Raw genomic sequence first — 11,574 nt, 5'->3', positions numbered from 1 at the left:
AGGCTAGTGGCTGGAGCTCAGTCGTGTGCCCTCCCGATCTGTGTGCTCGCCCGCCTGCAGCGCCGCGACCCGCCGGTCCGCACCGCGGCCGCGGCTGCGCCGGTCTGGGATGCGCTCGGCCTGCCGGAGCGCGAGGCGCTGATCTACGGGCCCGTCGCCGTCGCGACGCGACCGGGCGGCAACACCGAACCCAGCTCGTCGCGCGCGGCGACGCCATGACGTGGCGGTGAATTGACCCTGTCGTGAGCGGCGCAGCAGCCTCGACCCATGGGGCACCGGGGGGTGACAGGGCTGCTCGTCGCAGCGCTGCTGGCAGGCTGCGCCGAGCCGCCTTCGCCGGAGCGGCCGGAGGGCGAGCCCTTGCTGCTGCCCGCGCCGCCGCCGTCACGCCGGACGCTGGCCGACCGGATCCGCCAGGACGCCTGGATCACGCGCTTCTGGGAGCAGCTGACCCCGGCGCAGCGACGCCGCGTGGTCGCGCGGCTTCGCCTCGGCAATCCACCGCTCGCGACGGAGGAAGCGGAGGCGGCCCCGATCTGGGACACGCTCGGCCTCGCGGCGCGCGACGCGCTGATCTTCGGCCCCGCGCCGCGGCGCGGGCCCTGACCGTTCAGCCTTTCGCCGCCTGCGCGCGGAGATCCGCGATGGTGGCGCGATTCGTCACCTGCTCGGGGTTGGTGCGCACCTCGATGATGGCCGGCCTGCCGCTCGCCTTCGCGCGCTGGAAAGCGGGGACGAGTTCCTCGGTGCGTGTCACCACCTCGCCGTGGCCGCCGAAGCTCTCGATGAAGCGGGCGAAGTCCGGGTTGGTCAGCGCCGTGCCGGAGACGCGGCCCGGATAGGTGCGCTCCTGGTACATGCGGATCGTGCCGTACATGTTGTTGTTGAACACCATGACGATCGGCGCGACGCCGTGGTGGAAGGCGGTCGCGATCTCCTGCCCCGTCATCAGCGCGCCGCCGTCGCCGACGAAGCAGACCACGGTGCGGTCCCGATGCGTGATGGCGGCGCCGATCGCGGCCGGCACGCCATAGCCCATGGCGCCGTTGGTCGGGCCGAGGAAGTCCTGCTTCTCCCGCACATGCATGAAGCGCGTCGGCCAGGTGGCGAAGTTGCCGGCATCCGTGGTGAAGATCGTGTCCGCCGGCAGGACCTTCTCGAGTTCCTGCAGCGCGACGGCCAGGTTCAGCGGTCCCTCGTAGGAGGGTGCCTTGGCCTGCGCCTCGCGCGCCGCCCGCACCTCGGCGCGCCAGCCGCTCCAGCGCGGCGCGGCGACGCGCTGGCCCGCGACGGCCTGCGCGAAGGCATTGACCTCGGACACGATGCCGAGCGCGACGCGATGCACCCGACCGATCTCGGACTGGTCCGGATGCACATGCACGACGGGCTTCGAACCGGCGAGGTCGAACAGCGTGTAGCCCTGGCTCACCGGCTCGCCGAGGCGAGTGCCGATGGCAAGGATCAGGTCCGCCTCGCGCGCCTTCTTCACCAGCCCCGCATCCGCGCCGACGCCGAGGTCGCCGGCGTAGTGCGGGCTCGTGCCGTCGAAGAGACCCTGGCGGCGGAAGGAGACCGAGACGGGGATGTCGTTGGCCACGAGGAAGTCGCGGATCGCGGCCCGCCCCTCTTCGGTCCAACGGCTGCCGCCGAGGATCGCAAGAGGCCGCTCCGCGCGGCCGAGCATCTCCATCAGCCGCGGGATCGCGTCGGGTGCGGGGTGCGGCGGCAGCACGGGCTGCGGCCCGACATCGGGCACCGCCGCGACGTGCTTCTGCATCTCCTCGCTCAGCGCGACCACGACCGGCCCGGGGCGTCCGCTCACCGCGACGTCGAAGGCATGCGCCATCAGCTCGGGGATGCGCGCCGCCTCGTCGATCTGCGTCACCCACTTGGCGATCGGCGAGAAGAAGCGCCGGTAGTCCACTTCCTGGAAGCTCTCCCGATCCGTCTCGGACACGGGGATCTGGCCGACCAGCAGCACCAGGGGCGTGCTGTCCTGCTGCGCCACATGCACGCCGATCGCGGCATGGCAGGCGCCCGGCCCGCGGGTGACCACGGCCACGCCCGGCCGCCCGGTCAGCTTGCCCTGCGCCTCCGCCATGTGGACGGCGCCCGCCTCGAAGCGGCAGGTGACGAGTTCGATGCGGTTGCGCTGCGCGTAGAGCCCGTCGAGCAGGTCGAGATAGCTCTCGCCGGGCACCGCGAAGACATGGGTCGCGCCATTCGCGACCAGCGCATCCGCCAGCAATTGCCCGCCGGTCCGCCCCTCGGCCATGCCCGTTCCTCCGCCTGCCTTGCGGAGGGTGGTTTAGCCCGGCGCGGCGGACCCGACTACTCGGCCGGGGCCGGGTGCGGTGCGGGCTCGCGCTTCTCGAGTTCCGTCAGCTTCGCGGCGATGGCGCCGATCGGCCTAGTGAAGCCCGCCAGCAGCAGGTAGAGCGCCGGGACCGCGTAGAGCGTGAGGAAGGTGGAGAGCGTCACGCCGCCCACGATCACCACGCCGATCGCCTGCCGGCTCTCCGCCCCCGCCCCGGTCGCCATGGCCAGCGGCACCGCGCCGAGCACCGTCGCGATCGAGGTCATCAGGATCGGCCGCAGCCGCACGACCGACGCCTCGAGCACCGCGTCGTGGATGGACAGCCCCCGGTCTCGCAACTGATTGGCGAATTCGACGACGAGGATGCCGTTCTTCGCCATCAACCCGATCAGCAGGATCATGCCGATCTGGCTGAACACGTTGAGCGAGTTGCCCGTCAGGTGCAGCGCGAGCAGCCCGCCCGTAACCGCCAGCGGCGTCGAGAGCAGGATGATGAAGGGGTGGATGAAGCTCTCGAACTGCGCGGCCAGCACCAGGAACACCACCAGCAGCGCGAGGGCGAAGGTGACGTAGAGCGCGCCCGAGCTTTCCTTGAACTCCAGGCTCTGGCCCCGGTAGCTGATCCGTGCCTCCGCTGGCAGCACCTCGCGCGCCACGCCTTCGAGATAGGCGAGAGCCTCGCCCAGCGTGTAGCCGGGCGCGAGGGACGCGCTGATGGTGATGGCGCGAACCCGATCCTCGCGGTTCAGCGACTGCGGGCGCGCGCGCTCGCTGAGCGTGACGACGTTGGACAGCGGCACCAGCGCGCCCTGCTGCGACCCGGCGCCGGCAACCAGGCCGAGCTGGCCGCCCGCGCTGGTGCGGACGAAGATGTTCTGCAGGTCGTAGGGCGTGGCGCGGTCCGTCTCGCGCGCCTGCAGCATGATCCGGTATTCCTCGCCGCCCTGGACGTAGGTGCCGACCTCGCGCGCGCCGAGCATCGTCTCGATCGTGCGGCCGACGGCCTGGATCGAGACGCCGAGCTCCGCCGCCTTGCGGCGGTCGATGTCCACCCGGATCTCGGGCTTGGTCTCGCGGTAGTTGCTGTCGAGGTTCAGCAGGCGGTTGTTCTGCCGCGCGCGCTCAAGGAAGCGGTCGCGCCACTGCACCAGCGTGGTGTAGTCGCTGCCGCCGATGACGAACTGCACCGGCGGCTGGAAGCCGCGCTGGCCGAGCGAGGGCGGGTTGAGCGCGAAGGCGCGCGTGCCGGGGATCGCCAGCAGCTGCGGCATCAGCTCGGCGGCGATCTGCTGCTGCTTGCGCTCGCGCTCGGCCCAGGGGGCGAGGCGGACGAACATGTTCGCGACGTTGCCCTGGGGCGGGCGCTGGAAGCCGCCGATGGTCGCGAACATCGCCGCGATCTCGCCGCGCTCCGCATAGGGCTGCAGGATGCGCTCGATGCGCTGCACCTGTTCCCGGGTGTAGGCGAAGCTGGCGCCTTCGGGCCCGGTGGTCGGGATGATGATGGTCCCGCGGTCCTCGACCGGCGTGAATTCCTTGGGCACGATGTTGAAGAGGACGACCGCCAGGCCGCAGACCGCCGCCATGGCGCTCAGCGTGATCAGCGGCGCGGCCAGGGCCGCGCGCAGCGTCACGCGCAGGCACCAGTTCATGCCCAGGAAGAACGGCTCGGTCCAGCGCACCAGTCGGCTCTCGCCCTCATGCGCCCTGAGCAGCTTCGAGCACATCATCGGCGTCAGCGTCAGCGCGATGAGGCCCGAGAAGGCCACCGAGGCCGCCAGCGCGAAGCCGAACTCGGTGAAGAGCCGACCGGTGTTGCCGCCCATGAAGGACAGCGGAAGGAAGACCGCGATCAGCACCAGCGTCGTCGCGATGACGGCGAAGGCGATCTCGCGCGATCCGCGCAGCGAGGCGAGGAGCGGATGCTCCCCCTCCTCGATCCGGCGGTGCACGTTCTCCAGCACGACGATCGCATCGTCCACGACGAGCCCGATCGCCAGCACCAGCCCGAGCAGCGTCAGCACGTTGATCGAGAAGCCGAGCGCCGCCAGCGCGATGAAGGAGGCGAGGATCGAGACCGGGATCGCGACCGCCGGGATGATCGTCGCGCGGAAGCTGCGCAGGAAGAAGAAGATGACGACGACGACGAGCACCAGCGCGACCATCAGCGCGTGCTCCACCTCGTAGATGGACTGCGCGATGAACAGGCTCTCGTCGTAGCCGATCACCACCTCCACGCCCTCGGGAATGGAGCCGCGGATGCGATCCACCTCCGCCTTCACGCCCTCGGCCACGGATAGGGTGTTCGCGGTGGACTGCCGCAGGATGCCGAGGCCCACGGCCGGCTTCCCGTTGATCCGGTACTCGCCGCGGGTGTCCTCCGGCGCGACCTCCACCGTCGCGACGTCGCCGAGCAGCACCTGCCCGCCGCCCGAGCGGCTGATCACCACCTGCCGGAACTGGTCCGGCCGGCTCATCCGCGTGTCGGTGCGGACCGTCAGCTCGCGGGCCGAGCTCTCCAGCCGCCCGCCCGGAAGCTCGATGTTCTCGCGGCGGATCGCGTCCTCGACGTCCTGCACGGTCAAGCCGCGCGCCGCGAGCGATTGACGGTCGAGCCAGATGCGCATCGCCGGCCGGCGCTCGCCGAGGACCAGCACCTGCGCCACGCCCTCGACGATCGCCAGGCGGTCGGCGAAGCGACGGCGCGCGAGTTCCGTGAGGTCCATCCCCGACACCTGGTCGGAGACGAGCGCGATCCAGAGGATCGGCCGCGCATCCCCGTCCACCTTCTGCACGACCGGCTGGTCGGCCTGCTCCGGGAGGCGCGCCAGCGTCCGCGCCACGCGGTCGCGCACGTCGTTGGCGGCGGCGTCCACGTCGCGGGTGAGGCGGAACTCGATCGTCACCTGGCTGCGCTCGTCGCGCGACTGCGAGGTGATGAACTTGATGCCCTCGATGCCTGCGACCGCGGCCTCGATCAGCTCGGTGATCTGGGTGTCCACCACCGCGGCCGAGGCGCCGCGATACTGCGTGGTGACCGAGACCACCGGCGGGTCGATGGCCGGATACTCGCGGATCGGCAGGCGCATCAGCGAGGCGATGCCCAGCACGACCAGCAGCAGGCTGATCACGGTCGCGAATACCGGGCGCTTGATCGAGACGTCGGAGAGCACCATGGCCGTCAGCCTTCCGTGCGGGCGGTCACGAGGTGGGCCGGGTCAGCGTCTCCACCACCCGGACCGGCGCGTCGTTCCGCAGGCGCTGGATGCCGCGCACCACGACCTGCTCGCCGACGCGCAGGCCCGACACGACCTCGACCTCGCCGGGCAGGCGGTTGCCCAGGCGCACCTCGACGCGGCGCGCACGGTTGTCGCGGATGACATAGACGAAGTTGCGGTCGCCGATCGGGTCGAGCGCCTCTTCGGCGATCAGCAGCGCCTCCGGCCGGCGCTCCAGCTCCAGCTCGACCGTCATGAAGAGGCCGGGCTTCAGCGCCTCGTCGGCGTTGTCGAACTCGCTGATCACCCGAAGCGTGCGCGTCGCGGGGTCGATGCGGGTGTCGAGCACGGCGACGCGTCCCTCGAAGCGCCGGTCGCCGAAGGCGGCGGCGCGCGCCACCACCGGGCTGCCTTCGCGCACGCGGGCCACGAAGATCTCGGGCACCGAGAACTCGACCCGGACGCGCGAGATGTCGTCGAGCGTGGTGATCACGGTGCCGGGCTGGACAAGGGCCCCCAGGCTGACCTGCCGAAGCCCGACCCGGCCTGAGAAGGGCGCGGTGATCCGCAGCTCCTGCAGCCTGGCCTCCGCCTGGCGGACCCGGCCCTCGGCCTGGCGGCCGAGCGCCTCCAGCGTCTCGAGCCGCTGCGCGGCGATGGTCTGGCCGGCCTGCAGGCCGCGGGCGCGCACCAGCTGGCTGCGGGCGTCATCGGCCAGCGCGCGGGCCTGGTCGAGCTCGGCGCGCAGCGCCGCGGCGTCGAGCTCCGCCAGCGTCTCGCCTTCGCGGACGCGCTGGCCTTCCTGGAAGCGGATCGATTGCACGATCCCTGGCACCTTGGCGGTGATGGAGACCGCATCGCGGGCACGCACCGTGCCCACACTCTCGGCGCGATCCACGACCACGCCGGTGCGGACGGGCGCGACCACCACGCCGATCGGCCCGCCGCCACCGCCGCCGCGCTGCTGGCCGGTGGGTGCAGCCGCCTCCAGCCCGACCAGAGCCAGGGGACGGGGCAGCCCGAACTGTTCGCCATAGACATGCCAGGCGGCCCCGAGGCCCCCGACGAGCGCCAGTATGGCGAGCTGGGGAAGAGTTCGCATGCGGTCCGGATCCTGTCCCCGCTGTTCTGGCGTGCCGTCGCTGCCCCGACAAGTGTTCCGTGAGCGTGACGCTGGCGCAGCAGACGAGATGACAGCCAGTCCATGGGACAGCTTGGCACCCGCCAGCCCGACCAGAACCGTCGGCGACCCACAGATGGGTACAGGATCCGCGCCAGCAATAACCATGCCGAATTGTCACGGTTTGCATCGAGGTCGGCCCGATCCCACCCGCCTTCGGGCGCGGCAGCCGCATCGCCGGCTGTCGGCCCCGGGCTGGCACCGGCGCGCGCTTTCCCGCAATCTTCGCCCCTGACACGGCGCGGGGGAGGGCTGGGGTGCGGGCGATCTTCGTGATGATCAAGTGCGAGATGGGCCATGCCTACCGCGTGGCGCGGGAGATGGCCGACACCATCCCCGAACTGTCCGAGATGCACTCGATCAGCGGGCAGTACGACCTGCTCGGGAAGTTCTACCTCGAGGCCGACCAGGATATCGGGCTCTTCGTGGTGGAGCGCGTGCAGACGGTCGCCGGGGTGAAGGACACCTACACGCTGCAGACCTTCAACGCCTTCTCGGGTGCCCGCGCCTGACGACGGGGCGGCGCCACCTCGCCGCCATGATCCGCACCGCATCGCCATCGGCGCGCCCGAACCGCGCCCCGGTGCGGGGCCATCCTCCGCAGCCGTGGAGGACCCCCCGATGCGCGTGCTTCCAGCCCTTGCCCTCTCCGGCGCCCTCTTTCTGGGCGCCTGCGCGAATCCTGATGGCAGCCTGAACGTCCCGGGCACGCTGGCGCTCGGCGCCGGCGCGGCGATCGCCGGCATCGCTATCGCCTCGGCCAACCAGCGGCCGCGCCACGGCTACAGCCGGCATTACGACCGCCGCTGGGACAACCGCTGGGACAGCGGCTGGCGCCGGCCGTCCTACGGCTACAGCCGCCCCTACTACATCAGCGGCTACCACCAGCCCCGCTACCGGAGCTGGTGACGCCTCAGCCCCAGGTCCGGAACTCCGGCATGGAGGAAATCGGCGGCGCGGCCTTCAGCGCCGCGATGTCCGGCACCGGGCGGGCAAGCTCGGCATCGCCCGCCACCGCCGCCTCGATCGCCGCCGCCACGGCCAGCACCAGCGCATCGCCGCCGCGTGGCCCGACCACCTGCAGGCCGAAGGGCATGCCCGCCCGGTCGCGCCCGAGCGGCACGCTCGCGGCCGGGTGCCCGACCAGCGACACGGCGTAGGCCAGCGACAGCCAGTGGAAGTAGGTGCGGGTCGGCTGGCCGTCGATCTCGGCCGGGTAGAGCTCGCGCCAGCTCCGCGGGCTCAGCGTGATCGCGGGCGTCAGGATCAGGTCGTGACGCTCGAAGAAGCCCTGCCAGCCGCGGTAGATCCGGGTCTGCTCGACCGCCGCCCGCGAATAGTCGTGCAGGCTGTACTTCAGCGCCGCCTCGACATTCGCCCGGACGTTGGGCCCGACCTTGTCGGGGGTCTTCTGCACCTTCTCGAGATGGCCGGCGAGGAACTCGGCGGCGCGCAGCACCTCGAAGGCCTCGTCCGTGCCGCGGCAATCTGGCGACGCCGCCTCGACCCGCCCGAACAGCGATTCCAGCTTTGCGACGCGTTCCGCGAAGACTTCCCGGATATGCCGCTCCGTCGGCGCGAAGCCGAAATCCGGCGTCACCGCGACGCGGAGCGTCGCGAGGTCCACCGACAGCGGCGGGAAGAGATCTCGGTCCCCGCGGCGGACGGCTCGCCCGTGCAGCGTGTAGGCCAGCGGATCGACGGCGTCGTCGTCGGCCATGGCCGAGAACATCAGCGCCGCATCCTCCGCGTTGCGCGCCATCGGGCCGAGCACGGAGATCGGCGACCAGCCGATCCGGCGGCGCTCCGACGGCACCACGCCCGGCGACGGCCGGAAGCCCAGGATGCCGTTGAAAGCGGCCGGGTTGCGCAAGCTGCCGCCCGTATCGCTGCCCGAGGCGATCGGCACCATGCCGCAGGCGAGTGCGACGCCCGAGCCGCCGGAGGAGCCGGCGGCCGACTTGGTGGTGTCGAAGGGGTTGCCCGTCGCGCCATACACCACGTTGCGGGTGTTCGCGCCGGCGCCGAATTCCGGCGTGTTGGTCTTGCCGACCACGATCGCGCCGGCCTTGCGCAGATTGGCGACCATCGCGCCGTCCTGCGCCGGCACGTGGTCGGCAAACAGCGGGCTGCCCCAGGTGGTGCGCAGCCCCGCCGTCTCGTCGAGGTCCTTGATGCCGACCGGCAGCCCGTGCAGCGGGCCGAGCGGCGCGCCGCGCATCACGGCCGCCTCGGCCTCCTTCGCCGCGACGCGCGCGCGGTCGGTGTCCATTGCCACCATCGCGTTCACTGCCGGGTTCACCGCCTCGATGCGGGCGAGGCAGCTGTCCAGCAATTCGACGGGGCTCAGCTTCCGCGCCCCGATCAGGCGGCGCGCGGCGACGGCGGAGAGATCGCAGGGTTCGGTCATCTCGGGGTCCTCAGGGCGCGGGCGATCAGTAGCCGAGCGCGCAGCCATCCTTGCGCGGGTCGGAGCCGCCGACGAGGCAGCCGCGCGCGCGGTCGATCAGGATCGCCTGGCCGCCGCCATGCGGCTTCTCGATCCGCTCGCACTCGTGGCCGAGCCGGTTCAGCCGGTCGATCACGGAGACCGGGATGCCGTGCTCCACCTGCACCTTGCCCGCGCGCGGGAAGAGCCGCGGCGCATCCAGCGCCTCCTGCACATCGAGCCCGTATTCGAAGTGGTTCGAGAGGAACAGCGTCTGGCCCATCGGCTGGAAATGCCCGCCCATCACGCCGAAGGGCATCACGGCCTGGCCGCCCTGCATCACCATGCCGGGGATGATGGTGTGCATCGGCCGCTTGCCGGGCGCGATGCAGTTCGGGTGGCCTTCCTGCAGGCGGAATCCGTAGCCGCGGTTGTGCAGCATCACGCCCGAGCCCTCGGCCAGGATCGCACTGCCGAAGCCCTCGAAGAGCGAGTTGATGAAGGAGCACGCATTGCCGTCGCGGTCCACGACGCAGAGATAGACGGTGTCGCGGTGCTTCGCCCAATCAGCCTCGCCCGCCTGTGGCAGTTCGCGCATCGCCGCCTCGTCGCGGATCAGCGCCGACAGCGCCTGGAGATAGGCGTCGGAGGTCAGCCTCGCGACCGGCACCTCGACCTGCGCCGGGTCGGCGAGGAAGGCGTCGCGGTCGCGATAGGCGAGCCGCGCGGCCTCGATGTGCCGGTGCAGGCGCTCGACGGAGATGGGCCCCTGCTCCGCCGCCCCGAAGCGTTCCAGCATGCCGAGGATCATCAGCACCAGCAGGCCCGAGCCGTTCGGCGGGCACTGGTAAATCTCCATGCCCTTCCAGGCACGGCGGATCGGCTCGACGAATTCGGCGCCGTGCAAAGCGGCGGCGAAGTCGGCCTCGGCATGGGTGCCGCCGGCCTCGCGCAGCGTGCGCGCCATGTCGGCTGCGACCTCGCCCTCGTAGAAGGCCTTCGCGCCGCCCTTGGCGATCGCGCGCAGCGTGCGGGCCAGTGCCGGCTGGACGAAGCGGTCGCCGACCTCGAAGGCCTCGCCGCGCTTCAGGAAATGGCGCGCCGTCGCTGGGTGCTTCGACAGCTTGCCCACCGAGCCGGCCCAGTCGAGGGCGACGCGAGCCGACAGATGAAAGCCTTCCTCCGCGAAGCGGATCGCCGGCTGCAGCAGCTCGTCGAGGCCCTTGCGGCCATGCGCCTTCGCCAGCGCCTCCCACGCCGCGACGGCGCCGGGGATGGTGACCGAATGCGGCGAGAGCGGCTCCATCTGCGTCAGCCCCGCGGCGCGCAGCGCCTCCGGCGTCGCGCCGGCCGGCGCGCGGCCCGAGCCATTCATCGCGATGACCTTGCCGGTGCCCGCCGGCGCATAGAGGCAGAAGCAGTCGCCGCCGATGCCCGTGCTCTGCGGCTCAACCACCGCCAGCACCGCGGCGGCCGCGATCGCGGCATCGAGCGCATTGCCGCTGGCGCGCAGCACGTCGAGTGCCGCCAGCGTCGCCTGCGGCATCGAAGTCGCCGCCATCCCGTTCGCGGCATAGACCGCGCTGCGGCCGGGAGCATGGAAGTCGCGCTTCATCGGAGAGACCTTACAGACCTGAGAACACGCGGCATGCGCAGCATGCCGAGGCCGCGAATGCGGCCCGCGCACAGACGTCCTGGGCAACGGGTGCCCCAGTCGCCTGCGCGGAAGCCAAGGCCGCGAAGCGGCCGCCCGGCGTCTGAGGGCATTTTCAGTGCGTCAATGCGCCGCCGTCGATGACGAGGCTCGCGCCGGTGATCATCCGGCTGGCGTCGGAGGCGAGGAACACGATGGCGCCCATGATGTCCTCCACCTGCATCACGCGGCCGAGCGGCATGGAGCGCACCACGCGGTCGAGGAACTTGGGATCGCTCAGCACCGGCTTCGTCAGCGGCGTCTCGACGAAGCCCGGCGCGATCGCGTTCACGCGGATTCCGATCGGCCCGAGCTCGAAGGCGAGCGCCTTCGTCATGCCTTCCACCGCGTGCTTGGTCGCGGTGTAGACGCTGCGATTGGCGCCGGCGACATGGCCGTTGACCGAGGAGAGGTTGACGATCGCGCCGCGCTTGCCGGCCGCCGCCATGCCCTGCGCGACCGCCTGCGCCACGGTGAAGGCCGCGCGGATGTTGAGGTCGAGCAGCCGGTCCAGCGATTCGTCCTGCACCTCGAGGAACGGTTCGCGGATGTTGGTGCCCGCATTGTTCAGCAGCACGTCGAAGGGTCCATGCGCCGCGACCAGCGCCCGGACGGCCGCGCGGTCGGTCACGTCGAGCGGGGCCGCCGTGCCGCGCAGGCCCGCCGCGCGCATCTCCTCGACCGTCGCCTCCATCTCGGCGGCGCTGCGGGCGGCAAGCACCACCTCGGCGCCGGCGG

10 protein-coding genes are annotated in these 11,574 nt (G+C 71.5%); 4 read left to right on the top strand and 6 right to left on the bottom strand.

From position 1 onward, the window contains the following. Both L2I40_RS10785 and L2I40_RS10780 read left to right on the top strand, forming a co-directional pair. Positions 1 to 219 (top strand): hypothetical protein (locus L2I40_RS10785; protein ID WP_237214918.1); only part of this gene is annotated, 219 nt, incomplete at its 5' end. Between the two features lie 48 nt (positions 220 to 267). Next, positions 268 to 606: a hypothetical protein gene (locus L2I40_RS10780; RefSeq protein ID WP_237214917.1), complete on the top strand. Its 339-nt coding sequence runs from the start codon at positions 268 to 270 to the stop codon at positions 604 to 606. A 4-nt stretch (positions 607 to 610) separates the two neighbouring features. Here L2I40_RS10780 and L2I40_RS10775 read toward each other — a convergent pair whose 3' ends face one another. Genes L2I40_RS10775 through L2I40_RS10765 form a run of 3 tightly spaced genes read right to left on the bottom strand, consistent with a single transcriptional unit; the run spans position 611 to position 6,637 of the window. Beyond that, positions 611 to 2,275: a thiamine pyrophosphate-dependent enzyme gene (locus L2I40_RS10775; protein WP_237214915.1), complete on the bottom strand. Its 1,665-nt coding sequence runs from the start codon at positions 2,273 to 2,275 to the stop codon at positions 611 to 613. A gap of 56 nt (positions 2,276 to 2,331) precedes the next feature. Next, entirely contained in the window at positions 2,332 to 5,493 is a 3,162-nt protein-coding gene (locus tag L2I40_RS10770; protein ID WP_237214914.1) for an efflux RND transporter permease subunit, read from the bottom strand. Positions 5,494 to 5,518: 25 nt separating this feature from the next. After that, positions 5,519 to 6,637 carry an efflux RND transporter periplasmic adaptor subunit gene (locus tag L2I40_RS10765; protein ID WP_237214913.1) on the bottom strand — a complete coding sequence of 373 codons (1,119 nt, stop codon included), beginning with the start codon at positions 6,635 to 6,637 and terminating at the stop codon, positions 5,519 to 5,521. A 335-nt stretch (positions 6,638 to 6,972) separates the two neighbouring features. On the opposite strand from L2I40_RS10765, the gene L2I40_RS10760 reads away from it, so the two are divergent. Next, positions 6,973 to 7,227, top strand: coding sequence for an Lrp/AsnC ligand binding domain-containing protein (locus L2I40_RS10760; RefSeq protein WP_237214912.1), 255 nt, complete (start codon positions 6,973 to 6,975; stop codon positions 7,225 to 7,227). A gap of 109 nt (positions 7,228 to 7,336) precedes the next feature. Then, positions 7,337 to 7,624: a hypothetical protein gene (locus L2I40_RS10755; RefSeq protein ID WP_237214910.1), complete on the top strand. Its 288-nt coding sequence runs from the start codon at positions 7,337 to 7,339 to the stop codon at positions 7,622 to 7,624. Between the two features lie 4 nt (positions 7,625 to 7,628). On the opposite strand, the gene L2I40_RS10750 is transcribed toward L2I40_RS10755, so the two are convergent. From L2I40_RS10750 to L2I40_RS10740, 3 genes are all read right to left on the bottom strand, one after another. After that, entirely contained in the window at positions 7,629 to 9,125 is a 1,497-nt protein-coding gene (locus tag L2I40_RS10750) for an amidase (protein WP_237214908.1), read from the bottom strand. Between the two features lie 25 nt (positions 9,126 to 9,150). Continuing rightward, positions 9,151 to 10,758 (bottom strand): gamma-glutamyltransferase, encoded by a 1,608-nt coding sequence (gene ggt / locus L2I40_RS10745; RefSeq protein ID WP_237214906.1) that lies wholly within the window; start codon positions 10,756 to 10,758, stop codon positions 9,151 to 9,153. A gap of 154 nt (positions 10,759 to 10,912) precedes the next feature. Next, a partial coding sequence (locus tag L2I40_RS10740) for an SDR family NAD(P)-dependent oxidoreductase (protein ID WP_237214905.1) occupies positions 10,913 to 11,574 on the bottom strand: 662 nt, incomplete at its 5' end.

The sequence above is a fragment of the Falsiroseomonas oryziterrae genome, assembly GCF_021864505.1.
GTDB lineage: Bacteria > Pseudomonadota > Alphaproteobacteria > Acetobacterales > Acetobacteraceae > Falsiroseomonas > Falsiroseomonas oryziterrae.
Note: the sequence above shows the minus strand (reverse complement) of the source record. Positions and strands in the feature narration are given on the sequence as shown.